This is a genomic window from Aurantiacibacter zhengii (assembly GCF_003584125.1).
Classification (GTDB): Bacteria; Pseudomonadota; Alphaproteobacteria; order Sphingomonadales; family Sphingomonadaceae; genus Alteraurantiacibacter; species Alteraurantiacibacter zhengii.
In genome coordinates, this window is the sequence record NZ_QXFL01000002.1 from 1 (window position 1) to 15,401 (window position 15,401).

Consider the following 15,401-nt stretch of genomic DNA (forward strand, 5'->3'; position numbering starts at 1 on the left):
GCGGAGAAGTCGGTCGGCAGCGCCAGCGCCTCGTCCAGCGCATTGGTGTGCAGCGACTGCGTGCCCCCCAGCACCGCGGCCAGCGCTTCCAGCGTGGTGCGGATCACGTTGTTGTAGGGGTCCTGCTCCTGCAATGACACGCCCGAGGTCTGGCAGTGGGTGCGCAGCATCTTCGACTTGGGGTTCTTGGCCCCAAGCTCGTCCATCACGTCGTGCCACAGCACGCGGCCTGCGCGCATCTTGGCGATCTCCATGAAGAAGTTCATGCCGATGCCCCAGAAGAACGACAGCCGCGGCGCAAAGGCATCGATGTCGAGGCCCGTTGCCATCGCCCGCTTCACGTATTCCTTGCCGTCGGCAATGGTGAAGGCCAGCTCCTGCACCGCCGTCGCACCTGCCTCGTGCATGTGATAGCCGCTGATCGAGATCGAGTTGAAGCGCGGCATGTTGGCAGAGGTATAGGCAATGATGTCCGACACGATCCGCATCGAGGGTTCCGGCGGATAGATGTAGGTGTTGCGGACCATGAACTCCTTCAGGATGTCATTCTGGATCGTGCCGGAGAGCTTCTCCTGCGCAACGCCCGAACGCTCGGCCGCAACGATATAGAACGCCAGCACCGGGATCACCGCGCCGTTCATCGTCATGGAGACGCTCATCTCGTCCAGCGGGATCTGGTCGAACAGGATCTCCATGTCGCGCACGGTATCGATGGCAACGCCGGCCTTGCCCACGTCTCCAACGACGCGCGGATGGTCGCTGTCATAGCCCCGGTGCGTCGCCAGGTCGAAGGCGACAGACAGCCCCTTCTGCCCAGCCGCCAGGTTGCGGCGATAGAAGGCATTGCTCTCCTCCGCCGTCGAGAACCCCGCATACTGCCGGATCGTCCAGGCACGGCCTGTATACATGCTCGCATAAGGCCCGCGCGTGAACGGCGCGAACCCCGGAAAACCCGGATCCAGCCCCTCTGCATCCCCCGCCGCATACAGCGGCTGCACCGCAATCCCCTCCGGCGTATGCCACACAAGATCACGCCCCTTCACTTCCCTGTCAGCGCGCGAATGCCAGTCGGCCTTGGTCGGTTTTTCGGTCATGACCAGGGTTCATACAGACGCGCCCCGCCGTTTCAACGCACGACACCAGAAAACACGAGGATGTTGGGACGAACGCAGCGAATATCGCCGCCTGCAGGCGGCACCGGCGCGGTGATCATCGCGCCCCTATCGCACTAGGGCTTTCCTACGCGGCCGCGCCGCATGCACGACCGCCTGCGAATCAAACTGTAACGGAATCAAATACATGGCAATTCTCGAATCGCTCATCGGTCCTATCGCCTCGATCATCGACAAGGTGGTCCCCGACAAGGAGGCGCGGGAACGGGCGAAGATAGAGCTGATCAAGCTCGAAGGTACCCAGGATATGCAGCAGATCGAAGCGCGCCTTTCCGCCATCGTCGCGGAAGCCAGTTCCGCCGACCCCTGGACCAGCCGCGCACGGCCCAGCTTCCTTTATGTGATGTACATCCTGCTGTTGACCGCCCTGCCGATGGGCGTGCTCTCGGCGTTTTCCCCCGTCACCGCGCGCGAGATCGCGCAGGGGATGAACGCCTACCTGGGCGGACTCCCCGAACCGCTCTACGCCCTCTTCGGCACGGGCTATCTCGGCTATACCGCCGCGCGCCAGTGGGGGAAGGTCAAGGGAGTGGAGAAATAGGGCGAGCCCGACGCAAGTATGCAATCAGCCCTTGGCCCGGGCCCGCTCGAACGTCTAAGGGCTGATGCATGACTGATACCATTTTTGTACTCAACGGACCCAACCTCAACCTTCTCGGCGTGCGAGAGCCCGAAATCTACGGAGCCGAAACGCTCGACGACATCGCCTCTCGCCTCGAGGATCGGGCACGCCCGCTCGATATCGAGATCGACATGCGCCAGTCCAACCACGAGGGCCACCTGTGCGACTGGCTGCACGAAGCCCAGTCCTCCGGCGCCAAGGCCGTCATTCTCAATGCCGGCGCGCTGACGCATACCTCGCTCGCGCTTTACGATGCGATCAAGTCGATCAAGACGCCCGTGATCGAAGTTCACGTTTCCAATCCCGCCGGACGCGAGGCCTATCGCCACAAGAGCTATGTCGGCATGGCTGCGCTGGGCTCCATCGCGGGCTTTGGCGCTTACGGATACGAGCTGGCACTGGATGCGGCTGCCAAGCTTTAATCTGGGCCGTCAGGCTTGCCTTGCCGCGCGGCAGGCTCTAGCCGGACAGTCTATTTGCAAATTGGTCGCAGAATGGGGAATGCATGCCTGAGAACAAAGGCACACCGGCCCGCAAGGGTGGTCTGAACGTCGATACAGCGCTGGTCCGCGAGCTTGCCGATATCCTGAACGAGACCGGCCTTACCGAGATCGAGGTTGAGGACGACGATCGCAAGATCCGCGTCTCTCGCGGGGCAGTCGCCACGTCGATGGCTGCACCCGCCCCGATGGCGATGGCAGCGCCTGCCGTTGCAGCCCCCGCGACTGCGGAAGGTCAGGGTGCCACGACTCCCGAATCCGCGCCCGTCGACATGGCGAACGCCGTGAAATCGCCCATGGTCGGCACCGCCTATCTCGCTCCCGATCCGGGATCCCCCAACTTCGTCGCCGTTGGCGACAGCGTGAAGAAGGGTGACACCCTGCTGATCGTGGAAGCGATGAAGGTGATGAACCCGATCACCGCGCCCAAGGATGGCACGGTCAAGGATCTGATGATCGGCAACGGCGAGCCGGTGGAATTCGACCAGCCTCTCGTCATCGTGGCCTAGGGGTTCATCGAATGGGCATTTCCCGGATACTGATTGCCAACCGCGGCGAAATCGCGCTGCGCATCCATCGTGCCGCCCATGAAATGGGGATCGAGACCGTCGCGGTGCACTCCACTGCCGACGCCGATGCGATGCATGTGCGCCTCGCCGATCACGCCGTGTGTATCGGTCCGCCGGCCGCCAGCGAAAGCTATCTGAACCACGCCGCGATCATCTCGGCTGCCGAAATCACCGGCGCGGATGCAATCCACCCCGGCTATGGCTTCCTGTCCGAAAACGCGAAGTTCGCCGACATCGTGGAAGCGCACGACATTGCCTGGATCGGGCCCAAGCCCGAACACATCCGCACCATGGGTGACAAGGTACAGGCGAAAAAGACCGCCGGCGCGCTGGGCCTGCCGCTGGTGCCGGGCAGCGACGGGGCCGTCTCCGATTTCGACGAGATGAAGCGGGTCGCCAAGGAAATCGGTTATCCGGTCCTGGCCAAGGCGGCTGCGGGCGGCGGTGGCCGGGGCATGAAGGTTATTCCCAGCGAGGACCAGCTGGAAAGCCTGGTAAAGCAGGCGATGAACGAGGCGAAGTCCGCCTTCGGCGACGACACGATGTACCTCGAAAAGTATCTCGGCAATCCGCGCCACATCGAATTCCAGGTATTCGGCGATGGTCGCGGTAACGCGATTCACCTGGGGGAGCGCGATTGCTCGCTCCAGCGCCGTCACCAGAAGGTGTTCGAGGAAGCGCCCTCGCCCGTCATCACGCACGAAGACCGCATGCGGATGGGCGGCATCGTCGCCGATGCCATGGCCGCAATGGAATATCGCGGCGCGGGCACTATCGAGTTCCTGTGGGAGAACGGGGAGTTCTACTTCATCGAGATGAACACCCGCCTGCAGGTGGAGCATCCGGTGACCGAGGCCATCACCGGCCTCGATCTGGTGCGCGAACAGATCCGCATCGCCGACGGCAAGGACCTGTCGGTCAAGCAGGAAGACATCGAATTCAAGGGCCACGCGATCGAATGCCGCATCAACGCCGAGGACCCGTTCACCTTCGCCCCCAGCCCCGGCAAGATCGACTACTATCACCAGGCGGGCGGCATGCACGTGCGCGTCGATAGTGGCCTTTATGCCGGATATACGATCCCGCCCTATTACGATTCGATGATCGCCAAGCTGATCGTTTACGGTCGAACGCGCGAAGGGTGCCTGATGCGCCTGCGCCGGGCGCTGGAGGAGATGGTGATCTCTGGAGTGAAGACCTCGATTCCGCTCCACCAGGAACTGCTCAAGCAGCCGGACGTGATCAGCGGCGACTACACCATCAAGTGGCTCGAGGAATGGCTGGCCGAGCGAGAGGCCGGTACCGAATAGAACGATCCTTGTTGCCTTAGCGGAGTGATCAATATGCGCTGGATTAGCCTGCCCCTCGCCATCGTGTCGCTCTCCGGCCCCGCGCTTGCGCAGGACGATGCCGAGGCGGTGGTCGACAAGCCAGCGGCGATCGTCGCGGACGGCATACCGGCCATCCCGGCATCCCTGGCAGAAGAGACGCGCCCCTATTTCGAGTACCGCACCGCCAGCTTTGGTGGCTGGAACGCGGCGGACCGATCGATGATCGTGCGCACGCGTTTTGCCGACACGGCCCAGGTCCACCGCGTGGCCACGCCCGGCGGCGCGCGAATGCAGATGACTTTCGAGGCCGAGCCTATCGGCGGGGCAACCTACTCTCCGGATGGCAGCGTGCTGCTGGTTTCCAAGGACATCGGCGGTAACGAGTTCGATCAGATTTTCCGCTACGAAAATGGCCAGCTGGTCCTGATGACCGATGGCACGAGCCGCAACGGCCTGGGCGCATGGTCGAGCGACGGCTCGCTGGTTGCTTTCAGTTCCACGAAGCGCAATGGCCGCGATACCGATCTCTACGTGATGGATCCGCGCGATCCTTCGACCACGCGCATGCTGGCGGAGCGGCAGGGCGGCGGCTGGTTCGTCGTCGACTTCACGCCGGACGACAGCGCCGCGCTGGTGGCCAACTACATCTCGGTCCAGAATATCGAGCTTTACCGGATCGACCTTGCCACGGGTGAGGAAACCCGCATCACCGATCCCGGCAATCCGATTGCCTTCAGCGGGATCGAATATGCCCCCGATGGCCGCCTGTGGATTTCGACAGACCAGGGATCCGATTTCAAGCGGCTGGGCACGCTCGATCCTTCGACCGGCGCTTTCACGCCGGTGGTAGAGGAAGAGTGGGACATCGCCTCTTTCGACATTTCCGAAGACGGCAGCTTCATCGCCTACGAAGTCAACGCAGCCGGTCGCTCGCAGTTGAAGATCTACGACACGGAAGGCGGTGCGATACGCGCAGCCGACTTGCCGCCGGGCGTCGTGGGCGGGTTCGAAATCGCGCCTTGGGGTGATGTCGGCTTTACCTTCAGTTCGAACCAGGCTTCATCCGACGCTTACAGCCTCGATCCCGAAACGCTGGAACTGACGCGCTGGACCGTCAGCGAGACCGGCGGCCTTGACCCGACAGCCAACGTGCTGCCCGAACTGGTCGAGATCGAGAGTTTCGACGGGGAGCCCATGTCGGGCTTCCTCTACCGCCCGGACCCGGAGCGCTTCCCCGGCCCGCGTCCGCTGATTGTCGATATCCACGGCGGTCCTGAAGGTCAGTCCTCGGCCAGCTTCCAGGGTCGCGCGAACTATCTCATCAACGAATGGGGCGTGGCGATTTTCGAGCCGAACGTGCGCGGTTCCACCGGCTACGGCAAGCGCTTCGTCAGCCTCGACAACGGCCCTTTCCAGCGTGAGGATTCGGTGCGCGACATCGGTGCCTTCCTCGACGTGCTGGAGGCCGATCGCGCCATTGATGCGACCCGCATGATGGTGACCGGCGGCAGCTACGGCGGGTACATGTGCTATGCCAGCGCCCTGCGTTACGGCGACCGTTTCGATGCCGCTGCCTGCGTCGTTGCAATTTCCAACTTCGTCACTTTCCTGGAAAATACAGAGGATTACCGCCGGGACCTGCGCCGGGTGGAATACGGCGACGAGCGCGATCCGCAGCAGCGTGCCAAGCTGATCGAGATCAGCCCGCTGACCCGCATCGACGAACTCGACATCCCGCTGCTGGTGGCGACGGGTGCCAACGATCCTCGCGTTCCCGCCTCGGAAGCGGACCAGGTGATCGAGGCCGTGCGCGCCAACGGCAGGGAGGCGTGGCATTTCCTCGCCGAGAACGAAGGCCACGGCTTCGCTCGCAAGGAGAACGCCGATTACTACTACTGGACGTTCCTGACCTTCGTGCGCGAAAACCTGCTGTCCGACAATTGAGCGAAAGCCGGAAACCCTAGATGCCTTCCATTACCGATATCGGGATCCTGCTTGCAGGGCTTGCGCTGCTGATGGTTGGCGGCGACGTGATGGTGCGCGGCGCTGTCGGTATTGCCGAACGGCTGCGCCTGTCGCCCATGCTGATCGGCCTGGTGGTGGTGGGGCTTGGCACGTCCAGCCCCGAACTCGCCGCCAGCGTGCAGGCCGCGCTGGCCGGATCTCCGGGGCTGGCCATCGGCAACATCGTTGGCTCCAACCTTGCCAACCTGCTGATGGTTCTTGGCGCTTCGGCGCTGATCGCACCGATGGCGGTGGACCGCACGGCCCTGTGGCGCGACGGCGGCGTCGGCCTGGCAGCCGCGCTGGCCATGGTTGCCGCCAGCTTTACCCTGGGGCTGGATCGCACCGTTGCGGCCATCTTCCTTGCCGGCCTCGCCGCCTACATCTGGTATGCCTACCAGCAGGAAAGGCTGGCCCCGGCAGACCAGCCATACGATCATACCGCCGCCTATGATCGCGCGGTGGCGTCGGAAGGCCTAGATCCGGCCCTGCATCCCAACGACAGCCCGAAGCAGAGCCTTGGAAAGGCGCTCGGTTTCTTCGTGGTCGGACTGGTCCTGATCGTGGGTGGTGGCACGCTGCTGGTAAACGGTGCCGTGTCCATCGCGTCGGCCATGGGGGTCAGCGAGACGGTGATCGGGCTTACCATCGTCGCCATCGGCACCTCCGCTCCGGAACTGGTGACATCGGTCATCGCTGCAATTCGCGGGCAGAGCGACATTGCGCTGGGCAACGTGCTCGGTTCCAACATCTATAACATCCTCTTCATCGGCGGGGTGACCGGACTGGTCGCGCCGGGCGCGATCCCCGAGAAGATCATTGCCTTCGACCTGCCGCTGGCCACGCTGGCCGCCTTCGTGGTGATGGTGTTCGCCTTCACGGGAGGTCGCCTGTCCCGGCGAGAGGGGGGCGCGCTGCTGCTCGCCTACATCGTCTACACCGCTTTCACGTCGGGATTGGTTTGAAGGTCAGGTGCCGGTCGGCCAGTTGCTGACCTGTCCTGCGATCAGTCGAAAGTGAATCCGGCGGCCCTGGCCTCGGCAATCACCTCCGCGCCGGTCTGGCGGGGATGGTCGCTGTCCAGCTTGCACCACACAGGTGCCTCGTCGCAGAAAATTTCCTTTTCCACCGGGTAGTTGTCGGCATCGCTGAACAGCCCGGCGAGGAAGCTGCGTTTCCCCGTTGGCAGGAACCTGTACCACAGGCCCGACCCGCATTTGGCGCAGAAGGCCCGTTCCGCCCACTCGCTCGACTGGTAGGTGCCGATTGCATCCTCGCCCGTGATTGCGAAACTTTCGCCCGTTACTGCCGGATAGAACGCTCCGCTCCACCGGCGACACATGTCGCACTGGCAGACTTCGATGTGACCTGATGGCGAACTGAGGGCAATCTGGACCGCGCCGCAGAGGCAATGGCCTTCGATGGTGTCCTGCCCCACCCCGGCTATTCCAGCGGAACGCCCGGCATGTGCTTGGACGTGCGGATCGTCAGCGATGTCTTCACACTTCCCACGTTGGGCGCAGGTGTCAGCTTGCTGGTAAGGAATTCCTGGAAGCTTTGCAGGTCGCGGCTGACGATCTTCAGGATAAAATCGATCTCGCCATTGAGCATGTGGCACTCGCGTACCTCGTCGAGCGTGGCGATGTGATCCTCGAACGCCTTCAGCGCCTCCTCGGCCTGGCTTCGCAGGCTGACCATGGCGAACACCGTGATGGCGAAGCCCAGCTTGGAAGCGTCGAGGTCCGCATGATAGCCGCGGATGACCCCTTCCTCCTCCAGCGCCCTTACACGGCGAAGGCAAGGCGGTGCTGTCAGGCCGACACGTCGGGCGAGATCGACATTCGTCACGCGCCCTTCCGCCTGCAATTCGGCAAGCAAACGACGGTCGATCTTGTCGAGTGTGGACATGACTGATCCCCCTGGGGCCTCTTCCGCAATCTCCAGTGCGGATTGCGCAACTTCTACCACGCCGAAACGTGTTTCTGCATAACAAAGTTCCTTATGAATGTAATTGTCCCCTTTTGCAACGCATCGGTCCTTAACCATGCTTGCTCCGGGCGACGCGGCTAATGGGAAAGTTGGTAATTTCTTAACCTTCTGCCGACTGGAGCCGCCCTTTGTTCGATGACCGCCTAGCGACCGTGCTGCGCATGCGCGCCGGCAGCGAGGCGAGCATGCGGACCCAGTTCCGGCAGTTGCTGGACCTGCTCGGCATGCGTCCCACGAACATGCCCGGAAAAGAGCTGGCCCGCCTTGCCCGCGCCATCAACGATCCATCCGGGCAACGGCAGACACAAGCCTATCTGCGCCCGGCTCCCGAAAACGAAGAGTTTCACCTCGTGACACTCGACGGCTTCGTACGGCTCCACCAATTGCAGGGCGCCATTCCGCAGGAGGAGCAGTCGGCGATCCTGCGGATGTCCGGCCTGCGGCTCCGCAATCCCGAGCTCGTTGCCTTCCTTGCCGAGGGGGAGGCCAAGCCCGCCGCGGCCGTCGTGGCCACCGCGCGGCTGAGCGAGGACGACTGGCTCGACCTGATCCCGCGCCTGCCGGTGACGGCGCGTGGCTTCATGCGCCATCGACGCGACCTGCCTGCAAGGGTCAAGCGCCTGCTGCAGGACCTGGGCGTGCAAGATCTCGTGCTGCCATCGGACACCGCCGTCGCCGCAGAGGAAACTCCCGTATCACCTTCCGCCCCCGCCAAAGTCGGCGCAGAGGCCCCAGCGCCGGCCAAGGCCGAAACGGCGGAGGATGGCATTGGCGCCTTGCGGCGGCGCATCGAAGCATTTCGGGAAGGACGCCAGCTTGGCCGTACCGCGCCGCGCCTGCCACTTGGCGACGTGGCGCCAAGTACCGAACCCTTCACCAGGGACATACTCGACCTGTTCACCGATGCGACCGGAATCGTCACAAGGGTCGAAGGATTCGCCGCACCCATGCTTGCAGGGCTAGCCCTCACCGCGCCGAAGCCCGGCGACCTGGTCGACTTTGCCGACGACGTAGCGGTGCAACTGCGCCGCCGCTTGCCCCTGCGCGGCGCCTCGCTTGCCATCGATGCTGCTCCTGAAATCAGCGGCGAATGGCGCATGGACGCAGCGCCCCTGTTCACTCACGAAACCGGAGACTTCACCGGCTACGCAGTTCGCCTCTACCGGCCGAATCGGCCCGCCAGACCGGAGGAAGAGAGCGCCGCCGATGCCATGCGGCAGGTGCTGCATGAACTCAGGACACCGGTGAACGCCATCCAGGGCTTTGCCGAGATAATCCAGCAACAGATCTTCGGCGCTGTGCCGCACGAATACCGCGCCCATGCCGCCAGTATCGCGGGCGATGCCGCAATGCTGCTTGCCGGGTTCGACGAGGTGGACCGGCTGGTAAAGCTGGAAAGCGCGGCCATGCAACTGGAAGAGGGCACCTGCGACCTGCGCGAGGCGCTGGTGACCACGGTGGACCGGCTGGACAAGGTGCTTCGCGCACGCAACGCCGGCTTCAGGCTGGAAGTGTCCGGCTCCCCCTTCCATGTGGCAATGGATCGCCCCGATGCGATGGCGCTGTGCTGGCGGTTGCTGGCAACCGCCGCTGGCGCGCTTACGCCGGGCGAGGAGGCCTGTCTCGAACTCTCCAGCGATGGCGAGACGATAACCCTGCTCCTCGACGTGCCCGAAAGCCTGCGCAATGCTGCGCCCGATACCTCGCGCGAGGGGCAGCGCCGCCGTGCGATCAGCGCGGGGATGTTCGGCCCGCGCTTCACCTTCCGCCTCGCCGAGGCAGAAGCTCGCGCTATCGGGGGAACGCTGGTGTGCGAGCAAGACCGGGTATCGCTGCAATTGCCCGCCTTGACCTCTCCGGTTGTGGCCCATAGCAGCGAGAACGGAACGGGAGGCTGACGAGGGCCGCAAGTCGGGGAGAATGATAATGGCGATGGGCAACCTGCTCGACCCGCCATCCGCAAGCGCAAGGGCGCGCTTCGCGGACGATCTCCCGCGCTTCATCCTGACGGTCGACACGGAAGAGGATTTCGACTGGGACTTGCCGCTGTCGCGCGAAAGCCACGATACGCGTCACGTCCCGCGGCTGGCGAAATTCCAGCAATTCTGCGAAAACGAAGGGGTCGTGCCGATCTACCTGGTCGACTGGCCCATCGCCAATTCGCGCACTGCGCAGGAAGTGCTGCAAGAGCCGGTCCTGGCAGGACGCGCCGAAATCGGCGTGCAGTTGCACCCGTGGGTGAACCCGCCCTTCCAGGAAGAGGTAAACCAGCACAACTCCTTTGCCGGCAACCTGCCGAGAGAACTCGAGGAGCAGAAGCTGGCGACCCTGCGCGATGCGATCGAGACGAATTTCGGCGTCGCGCCGCTGATCTATCGCGCGGGGCGCTATGGCTTGGGGCCCAATACCGCAGACCTGCTGGCAGACCAGGGAATCGCCATCGACAGTTCGGTGCGCCCGCTGTTCGACTATTCCAGCGCCGGGGGCCCTGATTACCGCGGGCATCCGCTGCACCCCTACTGGGTGGATGCGGACAGGACCCTTCTTGAACTGCCACTCACCAGCTCGTTCTGGGGGATGCTGCGACGGCAGGGCGACATGATCTATCCCCGCCTGTGGCGCATGCCCTCCATGCGCGGCGCGCTCGCGCGGCTTGGGCTGCTGGAGCGCGTTCCGCTGACACCCGAGGGCGTGAGCGTGGAGGAAGCCATTCGGGGCATCGATATGGCGCTGGATGACGCGGTGCCCATGCTGGTCCTCTCCTTCCACAGCCCTTCGCTGCGGCCGGGTTCCACCCCCTACGTGCGCGACGATGACGACCTGGACGCGCTTTACGACTGGTGGCGACGCATATTCGCCTACCTCGCGCAGCGCGGGGTGAAGCCCAGCTGCGTGCGTGACGTGATGGCAAGCGTTCAGAGATAGCAGGAAGCAAAACGGCCGATGACAGCGGGGACTGCCCCGGCATTTCGTCGATTGCTTTGCAAGAATGGTCGGGGAGACAGGATTCGAACCTGCGACCCTCTGTTCCCAAATTAGTCGGAATGACGGATTTCTGCGGGTTTCCGTGCCGCAAACCTTCCAACTTTAGCCGATTTGTTCGGATTTGTTGGAAGGGTCTTTCTTTGCAATGCGAGGCTCCAGGCTGGCGACCACGGCGTTGGCGGTGATAGTCGGATCAACCGGACCATAGACGCGCAGCATTTCCTCGATCGACCGGAGCGAGTGGCCGGTGAGCGAGGCAATCATTTCCTTGGGCATACCGCGACGGCGCAGGCGGACAACGCGCGTGCGGCGCAAGTCGTGCCAGACCAGCTCGCGCATGTGCGGCCGCCCGGTTGCCTTCGCGGCGTGGGCGAGGATCCTGCCCCACACGTCGATGAAGTGGCGTTGCTTCCACGGAAGGCCAGTCTTGTCGTTGACTATGACATGGGTGAGCAGACGCGGCGGATCGGCCGCGCGATCGCGCGCGCGATTGGTGCGGATGGCGCGCTCGATCCGGCCGAGAAGATCCGGCTCGATCGGGATTTCCAGGTTGACGCTCTTGTACTCGTTGCTGGTCTTGGCCTGCGACAGGCACCAGCCCATGACATTGCCGTTCTCGTCTTCCAGGCGTTCGCGCAGTACCGGCTCCAGAATATCCAGCGGTTGCAGCTGCGGTTCGGTAAAGGCGATAAGGTCGCCTTCGCGCTGCGCCGAGTAAAGTGCCAGTTCGCGGGCCAGCGCCATCGAGGGCCAGCCCAGCTCCCGCGCGGCCGCATCGAAAGCGGCGTCGTCTTCCACGGTCCATACCATGTTGCGCGGTGGCGGCTTCGCCAGGCCAAATTCGGTTGCCGGGTTGGTGCCCTTCGGGATCAGGTCCACGCTTTCGGCAAACTTGAACAGCTGGCGCAGGACCGACAGCAGGTTGAACGCGGCCGAGTGCCCCAGTCCGCCTTCCTCGATCGGCTTGGCGGTCTTGTCGCGCAGCACGCCGACGCGCGCCGGGGTGACGTAAGGCAGCGGCTTGTCGCCCGCCCACATTTCGATGCGCTTGAGGCCGGTTTCATAGACCTCGCGCGTCTTCGGCTTGAGCCGGGGAATGCGCGTGCCCGGCTTCGTGCCGTTGACATATTCCTTGCGGTAGCGCGCCACCAAGGCGGCGACGGTGCCCGCTGCGCGGCGTTTCTCCACCTTGGCGCGGATATCGCCGCCTGCCTTCCATCGGGCCACGTCCTCGTTGAGCTGGCGCGCGGCCATGATCGCCTTGCCCTCGTCCTTGCCCAGGGCAGTTGGTTCAAAACCGGCATCGCGCAGGGTCTTCGACGGTTGCCAGTACCAGCTGGTGCCGCTGGTCTTGCTGTGCTTGGGCACCAGGCGAGGGATGGATAGTTTAGCCATCAGTCGTGTCCTACCGCTCCGCTACTTGAGGACGTGCCTCCCCGCTTGCGGCCGCGCGCGTGGGCGCTCTTGCCGGCTTCCTGCTGGCGCTGGGTTTCGGTCATGTTGCCGGTGAAGGCGGGAGACAGGCGGCGCTCCAGCTCGCGGCAGATCCTCGCGTGCTGTTCCAGGGCCTTGGCGGTGTCGGCCAGGATCGAGGCGCTAACGGGCTTGTCGCCAGCGTAGAGGAAGCGGCCGTGACGATCGGAGAAGCTCAGCAAACGGGCGTGCTTGGCGATCCCGCCCAGCGCCTGGACGGCCATGCGGTACAGGTCGAGCTGGTCTTTGGGTTCGGCAGGTAATGGTGATGTGTCGGGCATCGTTGGGTCCTTTCGACCAATCGCCGGGCCTCATGCCCTGGCGTGAAACGTGTTAGCGCGGTGGTGGCTGTTGGGCAAGGTGGTTCAAGACTGTTGGGCAAGGTGGGCGGTGCCATTATCAGCCTCTATTCCCTCGGCGCGAACCCATTCGTCGGCGTGGCGCTTGCATAGCGCGTCATTGTCTAAAACCGTGACGGCAGGGCCCGAACACTGAAAGCATTTGCCCGCCAAAACCTTACGAACCACGCCAAGCCATAAGGAGGCTTCGTTGTGTTCCGCGTTGTGAATCGACAGCATGGCACCAGAAGCACCACGATGCATTGCCAAGGTGTGGTTGCGACGGGCGGACAAATGCCGCTCCAAGGCAACTAGACTATCCCGCAGCAACGCATCGGCGCTATCTGTGCTGCCTAGTGCTGCGCGGGCCGCTTCCCGATATTCTTGCTGTTCAAGATCGCCGATGTGGTTCCACTTGTAGCCGGGCGTTCCCTTCCAATCCCGCTCGCAAATTGCCTTCGCCGCCGCCTCAACGCGCGCTTCGTTTGGGATCATATCGCCAGCTCCTGTTGGCCGCCCACGGCGGCGGGGTGGATCCTTTCCACCTTCATTTCGTCGCGCACGGTGCGTTCCCATTCGTCCAGCTGCTGGTCGAGCGCGCGGGCGAGCTGGAATTGCAGCCATTCGTGGCGGGCCTCGGCCTCGGCCGGGGTGCGATCGTTCGTCAGCCAGATCCTCGGCCGGGCGCCGGTGGCGGATATCCAGTCGAAACCATCCTCGTAGATCGCCAGCAAGGCACGCAGCGCGGTGTTCTGGCTTTCGGCGTCGTCGGCCGCCAGGCGGCCTTCGGCAATCAACCGCGGATAGACCTTGCCGCGCCATTCCAGTTCGCGCAGCAAGCCCACGCGGCGGGCCTTCCACGGCAGGGTGTGCGTCGGCTCCACCCGCTTGCCGGGCGTGCGGTGGATGGCCTCCACCCGGTCGATATCCTCCAGCCAGGCGCGGGCGATCGCCAGCTGGCGGTCGGCCTCGTCCTGGTGCAGCCGCCCTTCGCTGACGCGGCCGGGATAGACGCGCTCGCGCTGGGCCAGCTCGCGCGCGACCTCGCGGCGGACCTGGGCCAGCGTGACGGCGGGGAAGAAGCGGTGCGCGGGGGTCACGTCAACCGCCCCTTGCGGTGCTGTGTCTGCGCGTGCCGATAGGCTTGACGAGAGGGGTAATCCTCGCGCTTGATTGGCGACGGTTCGGCCAACTTTCGCAGGATCGCTTCCTTCTGTGCGTCGATTTCAGCCAATTCGCGCTGTAACTCCGCCAGTCTCTGCGACTTTACGGTTTCAAAAGCAGAGGAAAGCCCATCTTCCGGGGACTGCCACCCGGCCTTGGCATCGCCGCCGCCAATCTGGCGAAGCATCAGGCCGCCTTTCTTCACGTGTTCGGCGGACCATTCGGAAAGGCCGTCCAACGTGTCGGGCCGATACCATTCGTGCGTCGGCTCCATCCAGCCAGCTACGCGGTAGAACTTGGACTTAGCCATTGCGTCGCAGTTACCGCAACCTACCATGAAGGGTGTAACGCCCGGCTCACGATCCACGGTGACGATGAAGGAAGCGCAGTCGTCACATTGATAGGCGTTTTTGCGCTTCGCGTTTTCGAAGCCATCGGCTCCGTTGTAATGTTCGCGCGCTCGCTGCCTGACTGCCTCGATATCGTAGCTCGTTCCCATCAGTCGTTCACTCCGTATTCTTCCAGCTCGCCGGGGCAGCTGCATTCGGCGTCGGTGTTGCCGCAGGTGCTGCATTCATCGGCCGGCCGTTGGTTGGGATCGGGGCAATGGCCAGCGGCGCGCAGGGCGGCGAGCATGGCAATGGATCCTTCCCGCACCAGGCTGTCGCGCTTGATATCGGGCATCGGGCTGTCGTTCAGATAACCCTGGATCCGGCGCACGCTGGCGGGCTTGATACCCAGCTCGCGGGCGATCGAAGTGTAGTGCCTGCCCTGTGAAGTCAGGTCGCAGATGCGTTGTTCGTTGGATCCCAGGCCCATCACGCCTTCCCCCAGCTGAATGCGGCGAAGCGCTGGCGCACTTCCTCGAATGCGAGGCGCAGGCCATGGGCCTTGCGTGCCAGCTTGATCGTCTGTCCGATGCTGGTGCCGTTGCGCCAGTAGTCGAACAGCACGGTGTCGGTGTCGGTGCCGGGCGCGTGCATCAGCCCATCCCCAGCGCGGCTTTGTAGGTGTCCAGGATCATTTCCTGTTCGGCGCGATCGTTGGCGTCCATCTTTCGCAGGCGGACGATCTGGCGCATGATCTTGGTGTCGTAGCCCACGGCCTTGGCCTCGGAATAAACGTCGCGGATATCGTCCGCGATCCCCTTCTTTTCTTCCTCCAGGCGCTCGATCCGCTCCAGCAGCAGGCGCAGGCGATCATCGGCGGCGGTGTCGCGCGCGGGCTTGCGACCGGAATTGTCGCCAATGCCGG

Annotated in this window: 19 protein-coding genes; 8 read left to right on the forward strand and 11 right to left on the reverse strand. The window is 63.8% G+C overall.

The features are described from left to right. The coding region (locus D2V07_RS03670; RefSeq protein ID WP_233548231.1) for a methylmalonyl-CoA mutase family protein at positions 1-1,094 on the reverse strand (1,094 nt) is incomplete at its 3' end. Between the two features lie 205 nt (positions 1,095-1,299). On the opposite strand from D2V07_RS03670, the gene D2V07_RS03675 reads away from it, so the two are divergent. The 6 genes from D2V07_RS03675 to D2V07_RS03700 all read left to right on the forward strand — a co-directional run bounded on the left by D2V07_RS03675 (position 1,300) and on the right by D2V07_RS03700 (position 7,163). Beyond that, entirely contained in the window at positions 1,300-1,713 is a 414-nt protein-coding gene (locus tag D2V07_RS03675) for a holin family protein (protein ID WP_119584914.1), read from the forward strand. Between the two features lie 68 nt (positions 1,714-1,781). Then, positions 1,782-2,216 (forward strand): type II 3-dehydroquinate dehydratase, encoded by a 435-nt coding sequence (aroQ, locus tag D2V07_RS03680; protein ID WP_119584916.1) that lies wholly within the window; start codon positions 1,782-1,784, stop codon positions 2,214-2,216. Positions 2,217-2,299: 83 nt separating this feature from the next. Further along, positions 2,300-2,803, forward strand: coding sequence for an acetyl-CoA carboxylase biotin carboxyl carrier protein (gene accB / locus D2V07_RS03685; RefSeq protein WP_119584918.1), 504 nt, complete (start codon positions 2,300-2,302; stop codon positions 2,801-2,803). Between the two features lie 11 nt (positions 2,804-2,814). After that, the gene (accC, locus tag D2V07_RS03690) at positions 2,815-4,173 is read left to right on the forward strand and encodes an acetyl-CoA carboxylase biotin carboxylase subunit (RefSeq protein ID WP_119584920.1); all 1,359 of its coding nucleotides are present in this window, start codon (positions 2,815-2,817) and stop codon (positions 4,171-4,173) included. A gap of 33 nt (positions 4,174-4,206) precedes the next feature. Then, positions 4,207-6,138: a S9 family peptidase gene (locus tag D2V07_RS03695; protein ID WP_119586018.1), complete on the forward strand. Its 1,932-nt coding sequence runs from the start codon at positions 4,207-4,209 to the stop codon at positions 6,136-6,138. Between the two features lie 20 nt (positions 6,139-6,158). Then, the gene (locus D2V07_RS03700) at positions 6,159-7,163 is read left to right on the forward strand and encodes a calcium/sodium antiporter (RefSeq protein WP_119584922.1); all 1,005 of its coding nucleotides are present in this window, start codon (positions 6,159-6,161) and stop codon (positions 7,161-7,163) included. Between the two features lie 41 nt (positions 7,164-7,204). On the opposite strand, the gene D2V07_RS03705 is transcribed toward D2V07_RS03700, so the two are convergent. Beyond that, on the reverse strand, positions 7,205-7,636 hold the full coding sequence (locus D2V07_RS03705; RefSeq protein WP_233548232.1) for a GFA family protein: 432 nt from the start codon (positions 7,634-7,636) through the stop codon (positions 7,205-7,207). 5 nt (positions 7,637-7,641) lie between these two features. After that, positions 7,642-8,106, reverse strand: a complete 465-nt coding sequence (locus D2V07_RS03710) for an Lrp/AsnC family transcriptional regulator (protein ID WP_119586022.1) — start codon at positions 8,104-8,106, stop codon at positions 7,642-7,644. Between the two features lie 209 nt (positions 8,107-8,315). On the opposite strand from D2V07_RS03710, the gene D2V07_RS03715 reads away from it, so the two are divergent. Further along, entirely contained in the window at positions 8,316-10,085 is a 1,770-nt protein-coding gene (locus tag D2V07_RS03715) for a sensor histidine kinase (RefSeq protein ID WP_119584923.1), read from the forward strand. A gap of 28 nt (positions 10,086-10,113) precedes the next feature. Next, positions 10,114-11,112 carry a polysaccharide deacetylase family protein gene (locus D2V07_RS03720; protein WP_119584925.1) on the forward strand — a complete coding sequence of 333 codons (999 nt, stop codon included), beginning with the start codon at positions 10,114-10,116 and terminating at the stop codon, positions 11,110-11,112. A gap of 162 nt (positions 11,113-11,274) precedes the next feature. Here the strand turns inward: D2V07_RS03720 and D2V07_RS03725 are convergent, their stop codons facing one another. The 8 genes from D2V07_RS03725 to D2V07_RS18790 form a co-directional block, all read right to left on the reverse strand. Beyond that, on the reverse strand, positions 11,275-12,567 hold the full coding sequence (locus D2V07_RS03725; protein WP_147366898.1) for a hypothetical protein: 1,293 nt from the start codon (positions 12,565-12,567) through the stop codon (positions 11,275-11,277). Further along, complete coding sequence (locus D2V07_RS03730) at positions 12,567-12,926, reverse strand: hypothetical protein (RefSeq protein ID WP_119584929.1); 360 nt, start codon at positions 12,924-12,926, stop codon at positions 12,567-12,569. The genes D2V07_RS03725 and D2V07_RS03730 overlap by 1 nt, the downstream gene beginning before the upstream one ends. Before the next feature lie 84 nt (positions 12,927-13,010). Further along, on the reverse strand, positions 13,011-13,478 hold the full coding sequence (locus tag D2V07_RS03735) for a hypothetical protein (protein WP_119584931.1): 468 nt from the start codon (positions 13,476-13,478) through the stop codon (positions 13,011-13,013). Next, positions 13,475-14,083, reverse strand: coding sequence for a hypothetical protein (locus tag D2V07_RS03740; RefSeq protein WP_119584933.1), 609 nt, complete (start codon positions 14,081-14,083; stop codon positions 13,475-13,477). The genes D2V07_RS03735 and D2V07_RS03740 overlap by 4 nt, the downstream gene beginning before the upstream one ends. Continuing rightward, positions 14,080-14,646: a hypothetical protein gene (locus D2V07_RS03745; RefSeq protein ID WP_119584934.1), complete on the reverse strand. Its 567-nt coding sequence runs from the start codon at positions 14,644-14,646 to the stop codon at positions 14,080-14,082. Before D2V07_RS03745 ends, D2V07_RS03740 begins: the two co-directional genes overlap by 4 nt. Further along, a complete protein-coding gene (locus D2V07_RS03750) occupies positions 14,646-14,966 on the reverse strand; it encodes a helix-turn-helix transcriptional regulator (RefSeq protein ID WP_119584936.1) in 321 nt (106 codons plus the stop codon). Before D2V07_RS03750 ends, D2V07_RS03745 begins: the two co-directional genes overlap by 1 nt. Further along, entirely contained in the window at positions 14,966-15,130 is a 165-nt protein-coding gene (locus D2V07_RS18515) for a hypothetical protein (protein WP_158586760.1), read from the reverse strand. Before D2V07_RS18515 ends, D2V07_RS03750 begins: the two co-directional genes overlap by 1 nt. After that, positions 15,130-15,396 (reverse strand): DUF2312 domain-containing protein, encoded by a 267-nt coding sequence (locus D2V07_RS18790; protein ID WP_233548275.1) that lies wholly within the window; start codon positions 15,394-15,396, stop codon positions 15,130-15,132. Before D2V07_RS18790 ends, D2V07_RS18515 begins: the two co-directional genes overlap by 1 nt. Between the last annotated feature and the right edge of the window lie 5 nt (positions 15,397-15,401).

Coding starts and splice junctions, on each gene's coding strand:
- D2V07_RS03730 (WP_119584929.1), bottom strand. CDS start 12,926: ATGCCCGACACATCACCATTACCTGCCGAACCCAAAGACCAGCTCGAC.
- accB (WP_119584918.1), top strand. CDS start 2,300: ATGCCTGAGAACAAAGGCACACCGGCCCGCAAGGGTGGTCTGAACGTC.
- D2V07_RS03720 (WP_119584925.1), top strand. CDS start 10,114: ATGGCGATGGGCAACCTGCTCGACCCGCCATCCGCAAGCGCAAGGGCG.
- D2V07_RS03745 (WP_119584934.1), bottom strand. CDS start 14,646: ATGGGAACGAGCTACGATATCGAGGCAGTCAGGCAGCGAGCGCGCGAA.
- D2V07_RS03750 (WP_119584936.1), bottom strand. CDS start 14,966: ATGGGCCTGGGATCCAACGAACAACGCATCTGCGACCTGACTTCACAG.
- D2V07_RS03725 (WP_147366898.1), bottom strand. CDS start 12,567: ATGGCTAAACTATCCATCCCTCGCCTGGTGCCCAAGCACAGCAAGACC.
- D2V07_RS03700 (WP_119584922.1), top strand. CDS start 6,159: ATGCCTTCCATTACCGATATCGGGATCCTGCTTGCAGGGCTTGCGCTG.
- D2V07_RS03695 (WP_119586018.1), top strand. CDS start 4,207: ATGCGCTGGATTAGCCTGCCCCTCGCCATCGTGTCGCTCTCCGGCCCC.
- D2V07_RS03675 (WP_119584914.1), top strand. CDS start 1,300: ATGGCAATTCTCGAATCGCTCATCGGTCCTATCGCCTCGATCATCGAC.
- D2V07_RS03710 (WP_119586022.1), bottom strand. CDS start 8,106: ATGTCCACACTCGACAAGATCGACCGTCGTTTGCTTGCCGAATTGCAG.
- D2V07_RS03735 (WP_119584931.1), bottom strand. CDS start 13,478: ATGATCCCAAACGAAGCGCGCGTTGAGGCGGCGGCGAAGGCAATTTGC.
- accC (WP_119584920.1), top strand. CDS start 2,815: ATGGGCATTTCCCGGATACTGATTGCCAACCGCGGCGAAATCGCGCTG.
- aroQ (WP_119584916.1), top strand. CDS start 1,782: ATGACTGATACCATTTTTGTACTCAACGGACCCAACCTCAACCTTCTC.
- D2V07_RS18515 (WP_158586760.1), bottom strand. CDS start 15,130: ATGCACGCGCCCGGCACCGACACCGACACCGTGCTGTTCGACTACTGG.